The sequence below is a fragment of the uncultured Bradyrhizobium sp. genome, assembly GCF_947648125.1.
In the GTDB taxonomy this organism is placed as follows: domain Bacteria; phylum Pseudomonadota; class Alphaproteobacteria; order Rhizobiales; family Xanthobacteraceae; genus Bradyrhizobium.
The window spans coordinates 186,407-207,068 of sequence record NZ_CANSMR010000014.1 but is presented as its reverse complement, the minus strand read 5'-3'; the positions used below and the strand labels follow the sequence as shown (position 1 = coordinate 207,068).

The 20,662-nt window shown below is 56.5% G+C and carries 22 protein-coding genes; 12 read left to right on the top strand and 10 right to left on the bottom strand.

Annotated elements, in window-relative coordinates; all coding sequences use genetic code 11:
* Window positions 1–120 precede the first annotated feature (120 nt).
* Complete coding sequence (locus Q0030_RS24155; protein WP_298372449.1) at window positions 121–324, top strand: hypothetical protein; 204 nt, start codon at window positions 121–123, stop codon at window positions 322–324.
* A gap of 157 nt (window positions 325–481) precedes the next feature.
* Here Q0030_RS24155 and Q0030_RS24150 read toward each other — a convergent pair whose 3' ends face one another.
* Window positions 482–1,759, bottom strand: a complete 1,278-nt coding sequence (locus Q0030_RS24150) for an epoxide hydrolase family protein (protein WP_298372448.1) — start codon at window positions 1,757–1,759, stop codon at window positions 482–484.
* Window positions 1,760–1,858: 99 nt separating this feature from the next.
* On the opposite strand from Q0030_RS24150, the gene Q0030_RS24145 reads away from it, so the two are divergent.
* The 3 genes from Q0030_RS24145 (at window position 1,859) to Q0030_RS24135 (ending at window position 4,295) form a co-directional block, all read left to right on the top strand.
* A complete protein-coding gene (locus tag Q0030_RS24145) occupies window positions 1,859–2,764 on the top strand; it encodes a LysR family transcriptional regulator (protein ID WP_298372446.1) in 906 nt (301 codons plus the stop codon).
* Between the two features lie 214 nt (window positions 2,765–2,978).
* Entirely contained in the window at window positions 2,979–3,581 is a 603-nt protein-coding gene (wrbA, locus tag Q0030_RS24140; protein WP_298372443.1) for an NAD(P)H:quinone oxidoreductase, read from the top strand.
* Window positions 3,582–4,010: 429 nt separating this feature from the next.
* Entirely contained in the window at window positions 4,011–4,295 is a 285-nt protein-coding gene (locus tag Q0030_RS24135; protein WP_298372440.1) for a DUF2218 domain-containing protein, read from the top strand.
* A gap of 441 nt (window positions 4,296–4,736) precedes the next feature.
* Here the strand turns inward: Q0030_RS24135 and fahA are convergent, their stop codons facing one another.
* The 5 genes from fahA to Q0030_RS24110 form a co-directional block, all read right to left on the bottom strand.
* Window positions 4,737–6,035 (bottom strand): fumarylacetoacetase, encoded by a 1,299-nt coding sequence (fahA, locus tag Q0030_RS24130; RefSeq protein ID WP_298372438.1) that lies wholly within the window; start codon window positions 6,033–6,035, stop codon window positions 4,737–4,739.
* 24 nt (window positions 6,036–6,059) lie between these two features.
* Window positions 6,060–6,707, bottom strand: a complete 648-nt coding sequence (maiA, locus tag Q0030_RS24125) for a maleylacetoacetate isomerase (protein WP_298372435.1) — start codon at window positions 6,705–6,707, stop codon at window positions 6,060–6,062.
* Window positions 6,708–6,716: 9 nt separating this feature from the next.
* The gene (hmgA, locus tag Q0030_RS24120; RefSeq protein WP_298372432.1) at window positions 6,717–8,045 is read right to left on the bottom strand and encodes a homogentisate 1,2-dioxygenase; all 1,329 of its coding nucleotides are present in this window, start codon (window positions 8,043–8,045) and stop codon (window positions 6,717–6,719) included.
* Window positions 8,046–8,115: 70 nt separating this feature from the next.
* Window positions 8,116–9,663, bottom strand: coding sequence for a class I adenylate-forming enzyme family protein (locus Q0030_RS24115; RefSeq protein ID WP_298372430.1), 1,548 nt, complete (start codon window positions 9,661–9,663; stop codon window positions 8,116–8,118).
* Window positions 9,660–10,775 carry a CaiB/BaiF CoA-transferase family protein gene (locus Q0030_RS24110; RefSeq protein ID WP_298372428.1) on the bottom strand — a complete coding sequence of 372 codons (1,116 nt, stop codon included), beginning with the start codon at window positions 10,773–10,775 and terminating at the stop codon, window positions 9,660–9,662. Before Q0030_RS24110 ends, Q0030_RS24115 begins: the two co-directional genes overlap by 4 nt.
* Before the next feature lie 157 nt (window positions 10,776–10,932).
* Here Q0030_RS24110 and Q0030_RS24105 point away from each other — a divergent pair, with 157 nt between their 5' ends.
* The 6 genes from Q0030_RS24105 to Q0030_RS24080 all read left to right on the top strand — a co-directional run bounded on the left by Q0030_RS24105 (window position 10,933) and on the right by Q0030_RS24080 (window position 16,434).
* The gene (locus Q0030_RS24105) at window positions 10,933–11,595 is read left to right on the top strand and encodes a TetR family transcriptional regulator (RefSeq protein WP_298372426.1); all 663 of its coding nucleotides are present in this window, start codon (window positions 10,933–10,935) and stop codon (window positions 11,593–11,595) included.
* Window positions 11,596–11,607: 12 nt separating this feature from the next.
* A complete protein-coding gene (locus Q0030_RS24100) occupies window positions 11,608–12,177 on the top strand; it encodes a MaoC/PaaZ C-terminal domain-containing protein (protein WP_298372424.1) in 570 nt (189 codons plus the stop codon).
* Window positions 12,178–12,309: 132 nt separating this feature from the next.
* Window positions 12,310–13,893, top strand: a complete 1,584-nt coding sequence (locus Q0030_RS24095) for a class I adenylate-forming enzyme family protein (RefSeq protein ID WP_298372422.1) — start codon at window positions 12,310–12,312, stop codon at window positions 13,891–13,893.
* A 32-nt stretch (window positions 13,894–13,925) separates the two neighbouring features.
* The gene (locus Q0030_RS24090) at window positions 13,926–14,336 is read left to right on the top strand and encodes a Zn-ribbon domain-containing OB-fold protein (RefSeq protein ID WP_298372421.1); all 411 of its coding nucleotides are present in this window, start codon (window positions 13,926–13,928) and stop codon (window positions 14,334–14,336) included.
* A gap of 1 nt (window position 14,337) precedes the next feature.
* The gene (locus Q0030_RS24085; protein WP_298372420.1) at window positions 14,338–15,477 is read left to right on the top strand and encodes a thiolase; all 1,140 of its coding nucleotides are present in this window, start codon (window positions 14,338–14,340) and stop codon (window positions 15,475–15,477) included.
* Window positions 15,478–15,513: 36 nt separating this feature from the next.
* A complete protein-coding gene (locus Q0030_RS24080; RefSeq protein ID WP_298372417.1) occupies window positions 15,514–16,434 on the top strand; it encodes an alpha/beta fold hydrolase in 921 nt (306 codons plus the stop codon).
* Window positions 16,435–16,563: 129 nt separating this feature from the next.
* Here the strand turns inward: Q0030_RS24080 and Q0030_RS24075 are convergent, their stop codons facing one another.
* Together Q0030_RS24075 and Q0030_RS24070 are read right to left on the bottom strand one after the other, a co-directional pair.
* Window positions 16,564–16,977 carry a nuclear transport factor 2 family protein gene (locus Q0030_RS24075; RefSeq protein WP_298372415.1) on the bottom strand — a complete coding sequence of 138 codons (414 nt, stop codon included), beginning with the start codon at window positions 16,975–16,977 and terminating at the stop codon, window positions 16,564–16,566.
* A gap of 126 nt (window positions 16,978–17,103) precedes the next feature.
* Window positions 17,104–17,232, bottom strand: a complete 129-nt coding sequence (locus Q0030_RS24070; RefSeq protein ID WP_298372413.1) for a hypothetical protein — start codon at window positions 17,230–17,232, stop codon at window positions 17,104–17,106.
* 527 nt (window positions 17,233–17,759) lie between these two features.
* Here Q0030_RS24070 and Q0030_RS24065 point away from each other — a divergent pair.
* Window positions 17,760–17,924 carry a hypothetical protein gene (locus Q0030_RS24065; RefSeq protein ID WP_298372411.1) on the top strand — a complete coding sequence of 55 codons (165 nt, stop codon included), beginning with the start codon at window positions 17,760–17,762 and terminating at the stop codon, window positions 17,922–17,924.
* A 152-nt stretch (window positions 17,925–18,076) separates the two neighbouring features.
* On the opposite strand, the gene Q0030_RS24060 is transcribed toward Q0030_RS24065, so the two are convergent.
* Both Q0030_RS24060 and Q0030_RS24055 read right to left on the bottom strand, forming a co-directional pair.
* Window positions 18,077–18,706 (bottom strand): glutathione binding-like protein, encoded by a 630-nt coding sequence (locus Q0030_RS24060; RefSeq protein ID WP_298372409.1) that lies wholly within the window; start codon window positions 18,704–18,706, stop codon window positions 18,077–18,079.
* A gap of 61 nt (window positions 18,707–18,767) precedes the next feature.
* Entirely contained in the window at window positions 18,768–19,523 is a 756-nt protein-coding gene (locus tag Q0030_RS24055; RefSeq protein ID WP_298372407.1) for an SDR family oxidoreductase, read from the bottom strand.
* Window positions 19,524–19,692: 169 nt separating this feature from the next.
* On the opposite strand from Q0030_RS24055, the gene Q0030_RS24050 reads away from it, so the two are divergent.
* Complete coding sequence (locus tag Q0030_RS24050) at window positions 19,693–20,481, top strand: SDR family NAD(P)-dependent oxidoreductase (protein WP_298372405.1); 789 nt, start codon at window positions 19,693–19,695, stop codon at window positions 20,479–20,481.
* Window positions 20,482–20,662 lie beyond the last annotated feature (181 nt).

Below are 20,662 nucleotides of genomic sequence, written 5' to 3'. Positions count from 1 at the left end.
GCTGCTCGGCGACGCCAAGAAGGTCACCGAGAACATCGTCAAGGCGATGTAGGGCGTGTTTCTGACTGGGCGTTCTAGTTAGGAATCTATCGGGTCAATACCAAGTAGTGAGAATTAGCGATGTCGGAATCCTTGAAACTTATCGTTGAAGCATATGTCGGTCTGAACGATCGCGAGGCGATTCAAGGACTTCGCGAGCATTGGCAAACAATTCGCGGAAGGCTTCTGGCTAGCAGTAGTCAATGGTTCGACACGAGCAGCTTGGTGCGTCTTCTAGACAATGATCTCAACGAAATCGAAGCCGGACTAGCGAGGCTGCAATAGGATGCGGTCGTTGTTGCAGCAGTCCGGCGAATGAAGCAGGAGGACGCAAGTGCGACCTCCTGCCGTATGCGCAATGCACTTTGATTGGAGCGATGCTGACCGCGGAACTAAGCGTACATGACCCAGTCTCTATTGGAAGATCGCTTTGCGGCGATAATCAGCGTAATTTGTGGAACGCTTGACGCAGTTCGGCGACAAAGATTCCAGGTTGTTCGAATGCCGCGAAATGCCCTCCCTTGGAAACTTCATTCCAATAATAGAGTTGAGGATAGATCCGCTCGGCCCAGGGTTTTAGCGGCCGGTACAGTTCTCCGGGGAAGACGCTAACGGCCACCGGCAAGTCCAGCTTCTGAGTTGAAAAGTCCGTGTAGAAGCTTTCGGAGTAGAGCCGCGCGGAGGAGGTCGCGGTCGATGTCAACCAGTATAGACTGATGTTGTTCAGCATTTCTTCACGCGTCAGAACGCTTTCTGGATCGTGCTTGCTGTCGGTCCAGTCCCCGAACTTTTCATAAATCCAAGCGGCTTGCCCGACCGGAGAATCGGTCAGCGCGTAGCCGAGCGTCTGCGGCCTGGTTGCTTGGATCTTGGCGTAGCCGGACAGGGTCTTATCGAAAGCGATGAGTTGCGCGATCGACTCCTTTTCTTCGGAATTCGGCGTCCCCTCGACGGGTGGCGGAAACATGATCGGAAGGTTGAGGTGCACGGCGGCAAGCCCAACCGCCCGCTGTTGCGCCAACCAGGTTGTTACGCCAGCGCCCCAGTCTCCACCTTGGGCGACCCATCGATCATATCCGAGGCGCTTCATCAAAGTAGCCCAAGCCCGCGCGATACGCGGAAGATTCCAACCCTTCTCGATCGGTTTGTCGGAGAAGCCGAAGCCAGGCAACGAAGGTATTACAACATGGAAGGCATCTTCCGCCTTGCCGCCGTAGGCGGTCGGATTCGTTAGCGGTCCGATTACCTTAAGAAACTCGAAGATCGATCCGGGCCAACCGTGGGTGAGAATAATCGGAAGCGCGTTTTCGTGCTTTGACCTCACATGAAGGAAGTGGATGCCGAGCCCGTCGATGTTGGTCCGGAATTGAGGGAAACTGTTCAACTGCCGCTCGCCTCTCCGCCAGTCGTACTGCTTCTCCCAGTACGTCACAAGCGAACGCAAACGCTCGAGAGGAACGCCTTGGGACCAATCGGAAACTTGTTCGCGGTCGGGCCAGCGGGTTGCTGCAAGACGACGCTTTAGGTCGTCAAGTTGGACTTGGGGAATTCGGGCAATGAATGGCGAGACTTCAGACGTCGCTGGCGGCAGCGACGGCGGTGCGGGAGTTGCGAGTGCGTTGCTTGATGAAACGGCTGCCATGCTGCCTGCAGCAATCGCGGCCGCGCCGAGAAGGGCCCCGCGGCGGGACAGAATTGTATCGATATCTGAATCGCTCATTTTTTGGCTCCAAGAGTTTCCTCCGAGAACCTAATCGGTCATTCTGTTGCATAAAGATCGAGTTTGTGGCAACATTATCCATATATATGGATAATAGATATGGACCACGTCCTTGCTTTGAGGGCCTTTCTGCGGATTTCCGAGAGCGGTGCCTTTGGTCGGGCGGCGAACCAATTGAACCTGCCGCGATCGACGGTTAGCAAGCTGATCCAGGATCTCGAGAATCATCTTGGCGTCAGGTTGGTGCAGCGGACCACGCGCTCTGTTTCAGTCACTCCGGAAGGAGCCGCATATTACGAGCGCGCCGTACGCCTCCTTGCGGAGCTCGAGGAAATGGACGCCGCAGCATCGCAAACGCGCGCGCGACCGAAAGGCATTCTGCGAGTTGAAATCGGATCGTCGCTCGCGAATTTGATCCTCATTCCCGCCCTGCGAGAGTTTCGTCCCAAATATCCCGACATCGTTCTTCATCTCGGCGTTAATGACCGACCTGTGGACTTAGTCGATGAGGGTGTGGATTGTGCGATAAGAGGCGGGGCGCTAGCCGATTCATCATTGATAGCAAAGCGATTGTGCCAGTTTGAGTACGTTACATGCGCAAGCCGGTCGTTTGTTGAAGGCTTTGGATCGCCGGCGCATCCACGTGACCTTGAGACGACGTACTCTGTAGTCAGTTACACGTCGTCGCTGAGCGGAAGGCCTTTTCCGCTGCATTTTCGACGCCGCGACGAAGCGATCGAAGTAATTGCGTCGTCGGCGATTGCCGTGAACGAAAGTACGGCGCACATGACCTGCCTACTCGAGGGCCTTGGGATCGGGCAAACCTTCAGATTTATGGCGCAACGATACCTCAACGATGGCTCGCTCGTTTCGGTGCTCGACGATTGGAGGCGGCCTCCGCATCCGATGCACATCCTATACCCCCCAAATCGGCACTTAAGTGCGAAGCTACGCGTGTTCGTCGACTGGATTTCGGAAGTTTTCGCGAGCGCTGGTGGTCAATAGGCAGGTTGCCATCGTGCGTATTTCGCACGTGGTGGTGCCCTCAATTTCAAGCGTTCCGCTTTGAGCAACACAGAGATCGCATCATTGGACCGTGTGCACTGACTTGAGCGCGTATACCCTTCGCGCGTGTGGCGCGGCTCGGGTATCCGGCGCCGTGTTGGGTCTGTGACAACGTCGGCCGCGGTCCGGTGACCGCAAAAAGGGGATCCGAGAAATGACGAAAGTTCTGGTGCTCTACTATTCTTCGTACGGGCATATCGAAGAGATGGCCAACGCGGTCGCGAGCGGTGCTCGGGAGGCAGGCGCCACGGCGACCGTGAAGCGCGTACCCGAACTGGTGCCCGAGGATGTTGCGAAAGCAAGCTATTTCAAACTCGATCAGGCCGCACCTATCGCCACACCGGACGAACTCGTCGACTATGATGCGATTATCATCGGTACACCGACAAGATTTGGAAATATGGCGGCGCAGATGAAAAACTTCCTCGATCAGACGGGAAGCCTCTGGTTTGGAGGAAAATTGGTCGGCAAGGTCGCGTCGGTATTTACGTCGACAGCCACGCAGCACGGCGGGCAAGAGTCGACCATTCTTTCGACGCTGCCTGTGCTCTTGCACCATGGCATGATAGTCGTCGGTCTTCCCTATTCCGCCCAAGGCCTAATGCGGTTGGACGAGATCACAGGTGGGAGCCCTTACGGTGCGACCACCATTGCGGGACCCGACGGATCGCGCAAGCCGAGTGCGAATGAACTCGACCTCGCTCGCTTCCAGGGGCGTCACGTCACCGAAGTTGCCGCGCGTCAGTCGGCGCGTTAATTTTGGATCGAGAGCGGATGGCTCGTCCCAATTCGGTCGATGAGAGCCGATCTTGATCGCATCTTCGAAGAGCGCGATGCCGAAAGGCGTCGCGCTCTTTATAGGCTGCTGCAGCTTGCGTACGGCGGCGGCTGGTTACAACCTGGCGATCCCGCAAGCGTCCCGGCGTCCACCTATTCCATAGCTGCCGTCTGGGCTACAGCGACACCAACGCACATGTAGCCGAAACGGTTTGGCAACTGGGGGTTCGTTTTAAGCGCGACTGGCGGAAATTCGGGACGCTGTCCTTATGATCATTCGTTCGGCGGAAAGCTGGTTGGCCCGATCTGAACTGAGCATGAGGGGCAGCCCACCGCCAGGCGACTGTCCCGCTCATCTCGGGAGAGAGGCCGTCGAGGCACCCTTGCACAGTCAGCGATGGAGGAGAGGTTGATCAGCACCGCTAAGATTGAAACCGCGTACGCCGGACAGTATCTGGTTCAACTGGCAAAGCATTGGCGCCACAAGTTTCCGGATCTGACTTGGGATGAGTCACGGGCTGACATTCCATTTCCGGCCGGACAATGTGTCATCACCTCCAAAGATAATATCTTGGCCATCGAGCTTACGGTCCCAGACGAAGAGACCGCAGCCAGTCTGGAGAATGTCGTGGCAGAGCATTTGAATCGATTTGCCTTTCGCGAGCCCTTGGAGATTGTCTGGCGACGAGGCTGATGACTTCGCTTCGGTGTAGCTGGCGCGCGCCGATCGCTAGATCGTGAACATGCCCAACATTTACACCCACAGAGGCGTTACGTTCAGCGTGACCCGCCGCTTCGACGATCAATTCTGGATCGTCATTCGATTAGACGGCCAATCGATCCGGACTAAGGTGCGAACTCGCTTGCCTGAGTTAGCAAGGCGTCGCGCAGAGATGCTCATCAATCGCAAGCTAAAGGATAGGATCAGGCTCGTATGAGGATGCCAAAGGAAGCCCGTAAAGCTTTGCTCGCGATTCGCCAAGCTCGTGGCATGCGAAATCTGGTCCAACTCGGGGGCCATCTAGGTTCGCCTCGATAAACCGCTGTAAGCTTGTGGCCCAACTCAGAATTCGGCGGACCTCTCTACATACGCACTTGGTCTGCGGCGCGGGAATATGACTGCATACGCTCAAGATCACTGACCGCCCGCGAGCGACGTCGAATCACCCAACGCCCGGGTTATTGTCCCTTCAACCTCCCCAAAGCCGACACGGTATCCATCCCCTTGACAATAGCCAGTGATGGTCACGGAGTCGCCGTCCTCAAGGAAGGTGCGAGGCACCGATCCAAGTTCGAGCGGTTCAGCACCTCCCCAGCTCAATTCCAGCAGACTACCGCGTTGGTGCTTTTCAGGACCGCTAATTGTGCCCGACCCCATTAAGTCGCCGACACTAAGAGAACAGCCTGACGAAGCATGGTGAACGAGTTGTTGGATCGACGACCAGTACATGTACTTGAAATTGGTGCGGCTGATGCGTTCCGCTGTACGCATTTCAGCAGATCGTAGTGCGACATCGAGGTTGATATCGTAATTGTTTAGGCCGCGCTGCCGCAGGTAGGGGAGGGGAGTCGGATCCTGAGCGGGTCCCTGGACCCGGAACGGCTCCAATGCCTCCCGCGTGACGATCCAGGGGCTGATCGAAGTGGCGAAGGCCTTCGCTTGAAAAGGGCCGAGCGGCACGTACTCCCATTGCTGGATGTCTCGCGCGCTCCAATCATTCAGGAGGGTGAACCCAAAGATCAGGGCATCTGCCTCGACTTCAGAAAGCATTTCGCCCATCGTCGACGGTTGGCCTACTACAACGCCCATCTCGAGTTCAAAGTCCATTCGACGACAAGGGCCAAACACAGGATCATGTGATGTCGGAGGCTTGATTTGGCCTAGTGGCCGGCGAATCGGTGTTCCGCTGACCACAACAGTCGATGCGCGCCCATTATAGCCGATCGGAATATGCAGCCAATTCGGGAGCAACGGATTGTCCTTGTCTCGGAACATGGTGCCAACATTGGTCGCATGTTCCTTTGAAGAATAGAAGTCCGTAAAGCCCTTCACTTCTAACGGCAAATGCAGGGTAACGCTGTCGCGCGGCAGGAGAGCTCGAGCTCTCAGTTTCTCATTATCACGCAGCTCCCCGCAGTCATGACGAAGTAGCTCGCTAATTCTCATTCGGACCTCGGACCAAGTATGAGGTCCGAGAGACATGAAATCATTGATCGTGGTTTGCGAAAAGATGGAGGGTGAGGGCGCCGGATGAAGCAGTCGCTCTTGCTCTAGAACAGAGAGATCGAGAACAAAGTCACCGATAGCCACGCCAATCCGTCGTGCCGGCGTCGCCGGCGTCGAGAAGACGCCGTATGGCAGGTTCTGGATCGGGAAGTGCGACGATGAGCCAACTTCGACGAAGGAACGCAGTCTAGGATCGTTTGGGTGCATTATCTTTCCAGTCGAGCAAGGAAGTTATTCGGAATCCGGCTGGCGAGCAGGCGACGCCACCGCAAAGGCCTCGTGGGTTGACGCGACAGCATCGATCTCCCGTATCCGAGGATACGGAGTTAGATCGACGCCGAACCGTCTGGCATTGAACACTTGCGGCACAATGCAGATGTCAGCCAAAGATGGTTTCTCACCAAACGCAAACGGCCCAAGCTGGCTGGCCAATCTCTCCTCGATCGCGGCGAAGCCGGCATCAATCCAGTGTCGGGACCAATTCGCGCGATCGGCTTCCCCGACGCCTAGGCCTTCCAGCCGCTTTAAGACCCGCAAGTTGCCAATTGGATGAATGTCGCAGCAGACGGCCAGAGCAACTTCGCGAACGACGGCGCGAGAAGCCGGATCTTTCGGCAGAAGCGGCGGATCAGGATAAGTCTCTTCAAGATACTCGATGATGGCGATCGACTGAGCAAGATTCAGTTCAGCGTCGATCCAGTACGGTACAAGACCCGCTGGGTTGATCGCCAGGTAATCCGCGGAGGTCTGTTGTCCATTGCGTAGATGAATATACTCATGAATGACGTTCAAGCCCTTCAGGCCGAGCGCGATCCGAACACGATAAGCCGCCGTTGAGCGGTAGTAGCCGTATAGCTTGGCTTCCAGATCTTGAGGCATCGTGCTGCGCTAAGGTCGAGAGGGGTCGAAACGCCTTTCAAGCCCATTCCAGCAGTCCGCGTAGTCTCTCTGCAATGTGTTCAGGCTTGCAGCGTGCTTTGTGACATGTTGCGCATAACGCGTCTCAAACATGAAAGCCAAGGTGCCGGTCAACTTGACTGGCTTCAACTCGCCCTGGCTGGCGTGTTCAAAAGCCTGGTTGTCCGGGCCATGCGGCAGCATGCAGTTGTGCAAACTCACGCCTCCAGGTGCAAACCCTTGCGGCTTCGCATCATAGGTGCCGTATACCAGCCCCATGAACTCCGACATGATGTTCATATGATACCATGGCGGACGGAAGGTGTTGTCCGCCACCATCCAACGCTCAGGGAAGATGACGAAGTCGATGTTCGCGGTGCCCGCTGTCTCAGATGGTGATGTGAGAACGGTAAAGATTGATGGATCGGGATGATCGAAGGAGATCGCGCCGACCGGAGAAAAGGTCCGCAGGTCATACTTGTACGGCGCATAATTGCCGTGCCAGCCAACCACGTCGATCGGAGAGTGAGACAACTCCGTCCTGTAGAGCGATCCGCCCCATTTCACGAACAACTCGGTCGGAGTTTCTTTGTCCTCGTACGCCGCGACTGGAGTAAGGAAGTCGCGCGAATTCGCCAGGCAGTTCGCGCCGATGGGGCCGCGTTCGGGAAGCGTGAAGGCGCCCCCGTAATTTTCGCACAAGTAGCCGCGCGCTGGGCCTGAAGAAATTTCGATCCGGAACTTTACGCCCCGTGGAATTACAACAATCTCGCCTGGTCGGGCGTCAATGCGGCCGAACTCGGTGACAAACCGCAAATCGCCTTGCTGTAGCACAAACAGCATCTCGCCATCGGCATTGTAAAAGTGCTGATCGACCATCGATCTCGTTATGAGATAGACGTGCGCAGCCATGCCGTTTTGGGTATGAACGTCGCCAGCGGTGGTCATCGTGTTGACCCCCTGAAGGAACGTCACTGCATCTGGCGGTATTGGTGTGGGATCCCAGCGCAACTGAGCTATGGGCGCATCGTGCTCGTGGCAAGGTGCAGTTCGCCAGAGCCCTGCATCGACCTTCGTAAAGCGCCCAGAGTGTCTCACCGACGGACGAATGCGATAGAGCCAAGACCGCTCGTTAGTTCCGCGTGGCGCGGTGAATGGAGAGCCGGAAAGCTGTTCGGCATAAAGGCCATAAGCACAGCGTTGAGGGGAGTTTCGACCGACGGGTATCGTCCCGGGTAGCGCTTCGGTCTCAAAGCTGTTGCCGAAGCCCGACATATAGCCTCGTGCTTCAGTTACAATCTGCGAACTCGTATAGTTCATCTCGAGCCTCCTCGACGTAAGCCGTAAGGTTGCAAACGACTTGCAGTAATTGTCCGATCCTGGAAGTTGCTTACCGCAGCGCGCGTCGGTTCACTTTGCCGGTCGATCCGATCGGCAGTTCGGAAACGAAATTAAAGGTCTTTGGGACTTTATGACCGCTCAGCTTTTGATCTTCTCTGAGAAATCGATCCAGTGTTTCGGCCGTAGGTATCGGTTCGCTCGCGATGATGAAGGCTTCGATTCTTTGCCCATATTTGCTGTCAGCGCGTCCAACGACGGCGCAATGCTGAACCTGGGGGTGACAACCGAGCGCTGCTTCGACTTCTTCTGCGTGTACCTTGATCCCGCCTGTATTAATGACGTTGTCAACGCGACCATCGACCCACAGATAACCATCGGTGTCGATGTGACCGAGATCTCCGCTTCGCCACCACCCTTTTACGAATTTCTTCGCGGTTAACTCCGGCTCGCGCCAATATCCCATCGCGACTGACGGACTGGATACAGCGATTTCTCCGGTTTCTCCGACTGCAAGCTCGTCATCAAGATCGCCGTCCGGATCGATCACCTTGATGTCGGCACCGAGTGTCGGGAGACCAGTCGAGCCAGCTTTATTGTGGACGATAAGGTCCTCGGTCCTGACGACGACCGTAGAGGCTGTACCCGATTCACCAGCCATATACGTCCCAACGATGCGGTCGCAAATGACCGATCTCAACCGCTCGACCAGAGCCGCAGAAGGGGACTCGCCCCCAACCGAGGCGAGACGCAGGCTGGTCAAGTCGTAATCCTCTGGCGACGCGTCCATAAGCATCCGCCACATTGTGGGTATCAGCGGCAAGACTGTGACAAGCTCTTTTTCAATCAGATGCAGGACTGTTTCGGCGTCGAAACGCCTCAGAAGGACGGTCTTTGCCTTTCCGCCCAATCCAGCCAGGACGAACAACTGCCAAGCGACGAACGATGGGTTCATCACCACGAGCAGGCAATCGTTCGGACTGACACATTCGAGGACGTTTTGTCCGGCCTTGCTCGACTCCAGGAGGGAGCGTTGACTATGCATGACCCCTTTGGGCTTTCCCGTGCTACCCGAAGAAAGTGCGATGGCAGCGAGCACATCCGGATCCGGCCGGTTGGTCGCATAGTCGATAGCTTGGTGCTGCGAAATGAGGGGATAGAAGCTGTTGGTGTCCGGAAAGCCGTCGGACAGCGTCACGCGCTCAATTGATCGTCCGGTAGCCGCTATTGCGTCTGTAGCGATCGACGTAAGGTCAGGATCGTGCACAAGCACCTTTGCGCCAATCCAGTCGAGTGCTTCTGCGATACGTTCGACGGTCTCTCCTCGAATGTGGAGGTTGCAAGCGACTCGTCCGCCCACCACTGTGCCGAACCAGGCCACGGCGTGGGTCGCGGATCCTAGACAGAGAAAAGCTACGACGTCACCAGGTTGGGTGCCGAGTGAGTCCAATGCTCCCGCAAAGCGTAGCGACAAATCCAGAGCGCGGTCGCCCGAGATGGTGTTTCCGTCATCATCGGCGAAGATGATCTCTTGCCCCTTCGTCTGACAAGAGCGCACATAGAGGTCGCTGATGGTATCGCAAGACGGGAGTCTGATCACAGCGAGGCGTCCGTTACCAGAGATGAGATCGGAACGGGTACTTGATCTACCTCGCGTACCGAGGAGACGCTCCGCGAGAAGCGGGGAGCGGGAGCTGGCTGCATGACGCCGTTTCGCGTCAGGAACGACTGCCTGGCTTTCAGATGAGGGTGGAAGGGAGCTTCGGACAGCGAAAGGACCGGTGCGAAGCACGCGTCCGTGCCCTCTAACTGTTGTGTCCACTCGTCGCGCGTCTTTTGCTTGAAGACTGCAGCCAGTTGCGCGTGCAATTTTGGCCAGTTCTTGGGATCGTCGCGCTCGTCCTCAGATAGCTGCTCGGTAATACCGATCGATTCGCAAAGAAGCCCGTAGAATTTTGGTTCAAGTGCACCAATCGAGACGTAGCCGCCATCGGCGCATTCGAATGTGCGATAGAAGGGAGCTCCACCGTCAAAGATGTTTGCTTCGCGAGCGTCAGTCCATTCTCCCAACGAAGTCTTCTCGTAAATTGCGGTCATCAGGGAGACGGCCCCGTCGCACATGGCGCTGTCGACTACTTGACCCTTCCCGCTCACGCGCGCATCGATGAGCGCGGCCAGAATGCCCATGGCAAGATAGAGAGCGCCTCCGCCGAAATCCCCCACAAGGTTTAGTGGTGGCATGGGTTGGGCCTTGGGGCCGATCGCCGACAATGCACCAGTGATAGCGATGTAGTTGATGTCGTGTCCGGCGACTTTTGCGAGCGGCCCAGTTTGACCCCAGCCGGTGATTCTTCCGTAGACGAGGCTGGGATTTCGGCGCAGTACCTCGTCCGGGCCAAGGCCCGCTCGCTCCATGACGCCTGGCCGATAGCCCTCAATGAGTGCGTCCGCCTCTTCAAGCAAAGAGAATATTCGCCGAAGGTGATCCGGATTTTTTAGGTCCGCGCGTACGCGACGCCTTCCCCGATCGGCGATCGGGCTAATCAACTCGTCAGGAGCGTCGGGCCGCTCGATCCGTATGATGTCAGCGCCCATGTCCGCAAGGAGCATCGCCGCGAAGGGCCCTGGCCCCATGCCAGCGAACTCCACGATCTTGACACCGCGGAGGGGTCCGGACGACGGCCCACTTGGCGAACTAAATGGCTTGTTCATTGCAGAGCTCCTCAGGTCGTGCTCGCACACATAGTCCAACTTGACAAATAGATCAATCGTTATTCTCAATAGGTCTATTGGTTTTTGCGCGCCCTAATGCGATAAGTCATCGCCGGGTCCGTCCGACGAGCTCAATTCGGAGTGAAGGAGCGTGCTGATGACGACGCCTGCTCGCGGGCCCATGCGCGGCAAGACGGAAGCTCAAGAGCCCCGCGAGAAGCTGCTCGCCGCTGCGATTGATCTCTTTTCGGCGTATGGGTATGAGCCTGTGTCGACGGGGCAAATTGCGGCTGCGGCCGGCCTCACGCAATCGATGGTTCATTATCACTTCGGCAAAAAGTCTCGGATATGGAGAGCGGTCATCGAGCGCCTCATGTACGAGCGGGGGCTTGCCTTCCCGATAGCCGATGCCGATCTGCGAGATCTTGATCCGCTTTCACGTCTGAAAGTCATAATTCGCAGATTCTTCGCTGCGAATGCGGTCGATCCAAATCTCAATCGAATTTTGATGCACGAAGGTACGGCGCGCAGTGCGCGGCTGCGATGGCTCGCCCGTCGGTACATGGTCGCCGGTTATCGGTTCTTTGATCAGGCAATCGACGAGGCAATCGAGGCCGGGATGATCCGTCCGTTGCCGACTGCGGACGTAACGAAAATTATCGTGTCGGTTTGTGCGATGACTTCCAGTCTGAGTGTTTTGATTGATGAGATCTACAACGTCGACATTACGCGTAAGGAGTTTCTCATCTCGCACGGGGACTCAATAATTGAGGTCATCCTCAAAGGTTTAGAGCCTCAACAAATAGACCAATCGAACTAACAAATAGGTCTATTGACATTCGAGCGAAGCTGGCCTATTTTGCATTTCGACCCCAGAGCGGCGCTGGATTGGCGTCTTGCGAAGTCCGGATTGTGGGGCGAGCAGCACAAGGAGCGGGAAATGCAAAAAGGTCGGAACGCGCGCTATTGGAATGAATTCAAAGTCGGCGAAATCATCGAAACCGTTGGTCGGACGGTCGAGAGCGGGGATGTCAGCCTATTCGCGGGGCTGTCGGGCGATTTCAACCCTGTCCATCTCAACGAACTGCACGCCAAGAAGAGCCAGTTTGGTACGCGTATCGCGCATGGACTTCTGACCCTCGCGATCACCTCGGGTCAGATCAATGGTACGGGCTTGTTTGAAGGAACGACGATCGGCTTTCTTGGTCTGGAAAAGGTTCGTTTCTCCAACCCGGTGAGGTTCGGCGATACGGTCTTGACTAGTGTCGCGATCACCGACGTCCGGAAGAGCGAAAAAAAGAATGATCGTGGCGTGGTCTCGATGACCATCACCGTCAAGAATCAAAAAGACGAAACGGTGCTCACGTACGATCAGGCTCTACTCATGGCTGCCGCAGCCTAGACGAAGAGTCCCGGCTTCCGGCGCAAGCAGCGCCCGGCGCCGAGATGAGCAGCCAAATCGATCCAGGAGCGACCCGCCTTCGGCGGGCGCAAGTGGATACGCGAACGACTCCAACCAAGCCGGCGAAGCACAATGATTCAGCGCGCAGAGAAAATTGCGTTCGATAACCCGGTTACCGCTTTGGCGGCCGCCGCCGCGCACAGCCCGGAAAAGGAGGCGTTCATCTTTCCCGAAGGCGCGCTGTCTTTCGGGGATTGGAACAACAAGTCTACATCCTTGGCCAAAGCCCTTCTGGATCTCGGCTTCTCGCCAGGCGAGAACATCGCGATACTAGCTCAGAATTCGATTCACTGGCCGATCGTTCAGCTGGCTGTTGCCAAAGCTGGAATGGTCTTGGTGCCGTTGAACACCTACTACAAGGTCGATGACCTCGCCTACGCTTTGGGACATTCCGAGGCTCGCGCCGTATTTTTCACCCCGGCCTTTAGGACGAACAAGTATCTCGACTTAGTTCGAGAGGCTGCAGAGCAGAGCAAGTACCTTCGTCGCAAGATAGTAATTGGTGGACGGGCCGATGGGTGTCTCAGCATCGAAGACCTCATTGCAGAGGGGGCTACGTCGCATACGTCCCTTTCGCCCATCCACGGCAAAGATGATGCGGCAATCATCTACACTTCGGGTACTACCGGCTTTCCCAAAGGCGCGATGCTCACGCACGAGGGCGTTATGGCTGACGGGCGCGCCGTTTTCTCCAGGCTAAAGATCGGATCTGACGATCGGATTACCTCCATCGTTCCGATGTTTCATTCTGCATCCTTCTGTGTCGCGATCCCGGGCTGTCTCGCCGTCGGCGCAACATTCCTTGGGCTAGAAGCGTTCGACGCGGTCGAGATGTTCAATATTATTGAGCGTTATCGAGCGACGGTCCATATCGCAGTTCCTACCTCACTGCGGATGATGCTCGAGCACCCTCGGAGAAGTGATTTTGACTTATCGTCGCTCCGCGTCGGTACTTGTGGAGGGGCTGACGTCGAACCCGAACTGCTGCGACGCTGCGCCGTTGAGTTCCCTATCCCCGGGCTGGTCCAAGCGTACGGCCTGACTGAATCGACCGGTCTCGCCTTCTGTCCAGAACCCGACGATCCGGATCGCTTCGAGACGGCCGGTCGACCCTTACCAGAATATAGCGTTCGGATTGTCGATGCAGAGAGTGGCGCGATTCTAAGCCACGACGCGATCGGCGAAGTACAGATCAAAAGTCCTTCAATTATGCGTTGCTACTTCGCGAACGAAGGCGAGACGCGAAAGACAATTGATGCTGATGGTTGGCTAAAGACAGGCGACCTAGGCCAGATCCGGAAGGATGGAAAGCTGGTGCTCTCCGGCGGACGTCTCAAGGACATGATCATTCGCGGTGGCGAAAATATCTATCCCGCAGAAGTCGAACGAATTCTCCTTTCGCATCCCGCAGTATCTGAGGTCGCTGTCTTCGGAATCAAGGATGATCACTTCGGAGAAATAGTTGCTGCAGCGGTTCGCGGTGGGAAAGTTACTGCCGCCGAACTTGGCGATCACTGCGCCAGCCGGATCGCAAAATATAAAATTCCAGCAAGATACTTCCGAGCTGCGGCGTTTCCACTTACTCCCAGCGGGAAGATCCGGAAAGTTGCGCTGAAAGAGTTGGTGGCTGACGGGAAACTCGACAAGCTCGATTGATCCCCGAACCTTCCCAAGGAGCAAGCACTCAAATGAAAGATCAGACGAGACCTCTGCCGGTCCCAACACCCGAGACCGCCCACTTCTGGGAAGGCACCAGACATGGCGAACTGCGGCTCCAACGGTGTACCCATTGTGCCCATGCCTACTTCCCGCCGCGTCCTTTCTGCCCCAAGTGTTCCAGCGCAGAAATCGAGACGTTCGTCGCTAGCGGCCGCGCGTCGCTCTACAGCTATGTTATTTCGCATCGACCGATCCCCGGGTTCGAAGCTCCTTACGCGATTGCCGTAGTAGAGCTCAAGGAGGGCCCCAGGATGATGACAAATATAGTCGATTGCGCTCAGACGCCGGAAGCTCTCTCCCTCGACATGCCGCTCGAGGTCGCTTTTGCCAAGCAGAATGAGGAAATCACTCTTCCTCTCTTTAAGCCTCTGGGAGTATGACATGAAGCGATCCAAGGCAGCCGTCGTCGGCGCAGCTGAGACGACGCAGCTCGGCGTGATACCTATGTCTCAAGTCCAGCTGCACGCTGATGCGGCGCTCAACGCAATTCGCGATGCCGGACTGACTGTTTCGGACATTGATGGGATCGCTACAGCGGGCGAAACACCAGAATCGCTCGCGCACTATCTGGGCATCACGCCGACCTGGATCGATGCGACTGGCGTCGGCGGTTGCTCATTTCTCATGCATGTTCGGCACGCGACGGCAGCCATCGAGGCCGGCTTGTGTCGCACTGTACTGATCACCCATGGTGAAAGCGGACGGTCCGGCATCGCGGCAGCAGGATTTCCTGTTCCGATCCGCGGTAGCCTGCTCCAACAATTCGAAACGCCCTACGGTACTACGGGCCCGGCGACGATGTTCACGGTTCCCGTGTTGAGATATCTGAAAAAGCATGGATTGGGTGAGGACGCGCTTGCGGAAGTAGCGGTAGTGCAGCGCGAATGGGCTGCGAAAAATCCGCGTGCTACCTTCAAGAATCCGATCTCGGTTGATGACGTGATGAACTCACGAATGATTTCCTACCCGTTCCGACTGCTGATGTGCTGCCTCGTCACCGATGGTGGCGGAGCATTGATCGTCACATCGGCAGACCGTGCCAAGGACTTCAGTCGGCCAGTATATATCGTCGGTACGGGCGAGAGTGTCGAAACTCCGATGGTGAGCCAGATGGAGGATTTCACTACCTCGCGCGCATTCAGAGTTTCCGGTCGCGAAGCGTTCAAGTCTGCCGGCATCACACACGCCGATGTCAATCACCTGATGATTTACGACGCCTTTGCCCATCTGCCGCTCTACGGCCTGGAAGATCTGGGCTTCTGTAAACCAGGGGAGGCCGCCGCATTCATTCGTGAGCGCAATACCGCTCCCGGCGGTAAACTGCCGATGAACACCAATGGCGGCGGGCTAAGCTACATGCACTCTGGTATGTACGGCATGTACGCCTTACAGGAGTCGGTCAGACAGGTGCGCGGCATCGCCGCGGCTCAGGTCCCCGACGTCAATATCTCTGTCGCTCATGGAGTGGGAGGTATGTTCGCAGCCAGCAGCACAATCGTGTTTTCGAAGAACGCTAGCTAGGATCGCCATGAGGCGATCAGTTTCCCAGAGGGCTCCGTGAGACGTGGAATCATCGTTCTGCTTTCGCTCTCTGTGGTGGCCGCGGCGGCGGTTTTCACCGCGGACAAGTGGGCGATCCGTCACGAGAGCATCGTGTTCAATGATTCGACGCGCGGCAAGCGCCCAGTCGCGGTCGATTTCGCGGTGCGTCGTGACAAAGAGATGCAAGCCGACGCCGGCATGCTCAAGCTGCCTGTCGCAATCCTCAATCACGGTAATACCGTCAGGTTTACCGAGTATTCGTTCCTCGCGAACGTGTTCGCTGCTCGCGGCTACTTGGCGATCAGCATTCAGAACGACATTCCCTCGGACGGACCGATGGTGACCAAAGTCGGCGAGCTCTACGTCGGCCGTCTGCCTCAATATCAGCGTGCGATCACTAACATCAAGTTCGCTATCGAACAGATGAAGGAGATCAAGCCTAGTGCCGACTACAGCAAGCTAACGATGGTCGGCCATTCGAATGGTGGCGACATCGCGATGTACTTTGCCAAGCAGTATCCCGACGAGATCAAGAACGTCGTGACGCTGGATAATCTGCGCGTGCCGTTTGTCACCGACGGCAGGTTCAAGATTCTGTCGTTCCGCTCACATGACCCGCACTTTAAACCCGATCCCGGCGTGGTGCCTGATGAGGACGAGTGTGAGAAGGCGGGCATCATTGTTGTGAACACCAACTTCCAACACAACGACATGCGTGACACTGGCCCCGAGGAGGCCAAGGGGTCGATCCAAGCCATGCTCGATAAATTCCTTGCTGACGCCGACAGCTCTGCCATCGCGCCCGTGGACACCACGAACGCGGCTGCGACCATTCTCGAGCCGGGTCCTATCCCCCTTCGCACCCTGATGGAGAAGGTCAAGAGAGAGGCTGATATCAGAAGGTCCGGGAGAGCAGAACTCTCGCGGACGAACTGACCCGGCCCCGGTCCACCGTCCGGTGAGACGGGGCTCACGGAGCTCCGTTCCCGCTATCAGGACGAGGTCGAAGCTCGGGTGACCCGCCCTTGGGACAGGGCAGATGCTCGTTATTCGCAAGTAGCGAATTTAAGCGGGGGGAGAGTCAAGGTAGACGTAAAGAGCCGCGATTTTACCGTCCCGTGCAATGATAAAATCTACACCGGTATAAAGGGGCCTTTCGCCTTTTGGTCCCGAGCCCCACGCTAAGCGCGCCGAATTATGCAGAACCTGGGTCGCGCCACGAGGCGTATATACGTAGTGGGGATGTGTCGCCCGGAGATCGCCTGCAAACTTATCTAATGCATCGTGGCCGACGAATATCCCGGGAGGGACATAGAGCACACAATCGTTGGTGTATAGCTCCTCGATTGCGGCCTTTCGGCGCGCGGGATCGCCTTCACCGAAAACTTCCGGAAGATTGCGGTTAAGCAGCGTCGCGATGCCATCCACATCTACGCCTGCGGAAGGTGGGACGCTCTTTTTACTGGCTTGGTCGGTCATCTGAAGGCTCCTTGAATTTCGTTGCCTTAATGCAGTCCTTTACGACACTGCGAAGCAACAACGATTGAAATGCATCGTTTCTGGATCCGAGTTGCGTTGACGCCCTGCGCGTGCAGGCGGCACGAGTTATCCAGCATCTGGCTCCATTCCGTCGCGTTCTTCTTTCGTAGGGAAGCGTTGTGGCATGAGCGCCTCAAAGGTTGACAACCAAATCTCAGTCATCACCCACGGCATCAACCAGATCATGCGTTCCATTCCAGTCCTCCGTTAAGTGTCTTTGGCAGAGCGCCATCGTAGACAATGAAGTATTCAAGCATCGTGCCAACAAATCCGACGAGGGTTTCCTGACCGCTAAGCGATGATGCGGTTCATCCGAACGATCTTTCTGGGCGTAACATCAGTGTCATGACCTCTCGACCCGTTACGTTCGCAGCTGGACTGAGCGCCCAACTGCTTCTCCTGACTTGAAGCAATACGGATTGACCCGATCAACGATCCAGTCGTCTCTCGCGGTGCAATCTTCGCAGATTGCGAAAAGAGTTTGCGGCCGAGAAGCCGGGTTCCTTCAGCAGATTTTGTCGGGCTATACGATCCAGTTCGTTCGCGAAGGACGGGCTCTCTCAGGACATAGCGGTGCTGCACGCGCTTGCGCGAACCGCGTTGCGGCCCTTCGCGCGACGCGAACGGGCGCCCGCGAGCTGCTAATGGCTTGGAGGTGACGAGCGGCTTAGCCTGAGAGCGGCGGATCGCAGGATGCTGTCCGATTGGAGCGGCGGATACGCATGAAGGCATCAATTCAAGAGGAGGCTGTGGCGCCCCCACAGGCTCCTCACATCGCGCAGCGACTCGCTCTGGAAGCGGAAGTGCTAGCAATATTGGCGGCGGAAGATAAGCAAGAAATCTTCGATCAGGAGCGCGCCGAGGGTTTGCTCTTCGATTCAGGCTAGAAACGCGCGATCGCCTGGCATAGGCAACGGCACACGCCATGGGGCGCCCCGTTCTGCAGGCTGCTTCAATACGTTCCGAATCAGACGCGTGCCCGAGCGGCGTTTCGGGTAGGTTCCGAAACGCCGCGAGGCCAATGCGTCTACAGGCTCGCTTATGAAGCAAGCGCAACGGTGCGGGCAATTGCTCGCTTCACCGCGTCGCGGCCGGACACGGCGTCGAACCAACGCTTCACATTGGGAGTGCCGCCAAGACCGACTCCGGCCGCCTCGTGTCGCCAGATCCAGCCATAGTGCGCGATATCCGCTATGGTGAAGTCTTCACCTGCCACATACTTGGATCCACCCAGCCTGGTGTCGAATACCCTTAGGGTACGTTCCGCTTCAGCTTGAGCGCGCGCCACCGCTTCGGCGTTCGGAGACTTTGCGATCTGCTGAAAAAAGCTACTCGTAAACGCGGGTGCGAGTCCCGCAGCGTGAAAGAAGAGCTCTTCAATAACGCGTGCACGCAGCTGGAGAGTGGTCGGTAGGAGGCGTCCGGCTTTTTCGGCGAGATAAAGGAGGATCGCTCCAGATTCACTGATTGTGACGGGGGCCGCTTCCGGGACGGTGCGGTCCACGACAACAGGGATCTTTGCGTTGGCGTTCATAGCGATGAAATCAACCGACTTATGCTCACCGTTCCGGAGATTTACTGGAATTAGACGATAAGGAAGCTCCAGTTCCTCCAGTGCGATCGGAATTTTGAGGCTGTTCGGGGTAGCAAAAGCATAGACGTCGATCACGAACGATCTCCTATTTGGGGTTTCGAAATGGTGGTATTGATGTGCGGTTCGCGTGCAGAACTCAGATTTGGGCTTGTCCGCCATCGACGAAGAGCTCAATTCCTGCGATGTAGCTGGAATCGTCCGATGCCAGAAACAGGGCAGCCTTTGCAACCTCGTCAGGGTCGCCGACTCGACCGAGAGGCACGGTTGTTGCCATATAGTCGAGCATGCTTTGCCTCTTAACCGAATCCGGCCCGGCCAATTCGACTAAGCCCGGTGTTTTTATGGGGCCGGGGCTGATGGCGTTTACCCGGATTCCGCGTGGCTTGAGGTCGAGCGTCCAACTGCGCGCGAAGTTGCGGACCGCGGCTTTTGATGCCGAATAGACGCTGAAGGCCGGCGTTCCCTTTATGCTGACATTTGACGCCGTGAGGATGACCGAAGCGCCGTCTGCGAGAAGCGGCAGGGCCTTCTGGACCGTGAATAGCACGCCCTTTACGTTGCGGTTGAACGTATCGTCGTACTGTTCCTCAGTGATGGATCCCAAAGGCAGCATGGAGCCGCCTCCCGCATTGGCTACCAACACATCAATGCGGCCATATCGGCTCTTCACTTCGCTATAGAGCTGGTCCAAATCGGCCAGGTTCGCCGAGTCGGCCCGTACCGCCAGTGTATTGGGACCTACGGCATTCCTGGCTTTGTCCAGCTCAGCCTGCCGGCGGCCGGTGAGAACAGTTTGTGCACCTTCCGCGGCGAAGCGTGCGGCTATGGCCAGACCAATACCCGTTGTAGCCCCTGTTACGACTGCAACCTTTCCTTCCAGTTTGCGCGACATGCGAATCTCTCCTCTATTGATGAGAGAAGGATGGGGATGTGGTCGCTATTTCGAAACATCAAGGTACGTTCCTCTCTGGGCAACACTCCGTTCTCCTGTATGGAACTCCCCCTCAAGCCATTTGCTAAATAGGATTGGTGGTCGCAAGCCTATCACGCTGGAGGATTTGATGGATCTTCGCATTCGGAATCGCCGAGCCATCATTGCGGGAGCCAGCGCTGGCCTTGGATACAGCAGCGCAATGGCGCTGGCACGAGAGGGCGTCCATCTCTTCATCTCAGCTCGCGGAGAAGACCGTCTTCGCAATGCTGCCGATACGATCGAGCGAGAAACGAGGGTTTCAGTCACCCCCATCGTTGCCGATCATGGAACGCGCGAGGGACGACAAGCTCTTCTGGAGGCGTGCCCTCATCCAGATATTCTGGTCATTACGTGCTCTCCGCCGAGAGCTGTGGAGGATTTCCACGAAATTAGCGAGGAGGATTGGTACGGGTCGGTGGCGACGACGTTAGTTGGACCAATCGAACTGATGAAGGCCGCGATCGACGGTATGGCCGAGAGGAAGTGGGGTCGTATCGTCAATATAGCGACAGGTGCCGCTAAACACCCGACCGAGCTGAGGCTGCTATCCGGACCGACGAGATCGGCTCTCGTGAATTATACTGTGGCACTGTCAAAGCGGTTTGCAAAAGATAACGTCATACTGAACAATCTTCTTCCCGGGCTTCATGCGACACCTGGTCTAGAGAAGATGTTGTCCGATCGAGCCGAACGAAATGGGAGCACCTACGCTTTCGAGGAGAAGCGGCTCATTGAATTCTTTGGTACGCCGACGAAACGGTTGGCAGATCCAGACGATTTCGGAGCATTTTGTGCTCTGCTCTGCAGCGATTTCGCAAATTCCATTGTTGGCCAGAACTTGGTCATCGACGGTGGTACAATTAACGGAATGTTCTAGCGCCACGATTCAGCATCATAGGTGGACTTGCTGCTGTCATGTGAACCGACCTCGATAGTTAACCGAGCATCCAGTTTATGGCTTCGTTCTGCGCGAAGACAGCTTTCTCAAAGTTTGCGTCTCAGTTTTGCAACAGGGATAGCAGGGCTGCGATACATCCCGAACCGACTATGAGGCGTCG

Coding starts and splice junctions, on each gene's coding strand:
- Q0030_RS24155 (WP_298372449.1), top strand. CDS start 121: ATGTCGGAATCCTTGAAACTTATCGTTGAAGCATATGTCGGTCTGAAC.
- Q0030_RS24150 (WP_298372448.1), bottom strand. CDS start 1,759: ATGAGCGATTCAGATATCGATACAATTCTGTCCCGCCGCGGGGCCCTT.
- Q0030_RS24145 (WP_298372446.1), top strand. CDS start 1,859: ATGGACCACGTCCTTGCTTTGAGGGCCTTTCTGCGGATTTCCGAGAGC.
- wrbA (WP_298372443.1), top strand. CDS start 2,979: ATGACGAAAGTTCTGGTGCTCTACTATTCTTCGTACGGGCATATCGAA.
- fahA (WP_298372438.1), bottom strand. CDS start 6,035: ATGCACCCAAACGATCCTAGACTGCGTTCCTTCGTCGAAGTTGGCTCA.
- maiA (WP_298372435.1), bottom strand. CDS start 6,707: ATGCCTCAAGATCTGGAAGCCAAGCTATACGGCTACTACCGCTCAACG.
- hmgA (WP_298372432.1), bottom strand. CDS start 8,045: ATGAACTATACGAGTTCGCAGATTGTAACTGAAGCACGAGGCTATATG.
- Q0030_RS24110 (WP_298372428.1), bottom strand. CDS start 10,775: ATGAACAAGCCATTTAGTTCGCCAAGTGGGCCGTCGTCCGGACCCCTC.
- Q0030_RS24105 (WP_298372426.1), top strand. CDS start 10,933: ATGACGACGCCTGCTCGCGGGCCCATGCGCGGCAAGACGGAAGCTCAA.
- Q0030_RS24095 (WP_298372422.1), top strand. CDS start 12,310: ATGATTCAGCGCGCAGAGAAAATTGCGTTCGATAACCCGGTTACCGCT.
- Q0030_RS24090 (WP_298372421.1), top strand. CDS start 13,926: ATGAAAGATCAGACGAGACCTCTGCCGGTCCCAACACCCGAGACCGCC.
- Q0030_RS24085 (WP_298372420.1), top strand. CDS start 14,338: ATGAAGCGATCCAAGGCAGCCGTCGTCGGCGCAGCTGAGACGACGCAG.
- Q0030_RS24075 (WP_298372415.1), bottom strand. CDS start 16,977: ATGACCGACCAAGCCAGTAAAAAGAGCGTCCCACCTTCCGCAGGCGTA.
- Q0030_RS24070 (WP_298372413.1), bottom strand. CDS start 17,232: ATGGAACGCATGATCTGGTTGATGCCGTGGGTGATGACTGAGATTTGG.
- Q0030_RS24065 (WP_298372411.1), top strand. CDS start 17,760: ATGAAGGCATCAATTCAAGAGGAGGCTGTGGCGCCCCCACAGGCTCCT.
- Q0030_RS24055 (WP_298372407.1), bottom strand. CDS start 19,523: ATGTCGCGCAAACTGGAAGGAAAGGTTGCAGTCGTAACAGGGGCTACA.
- Q0030_RS24050 (WP_298372405.1), top strand. CDS start 19,693: ATGGATCTTCGCATTCGGAATCGCCGAGCCATCATTGCGGGAGCCAGC.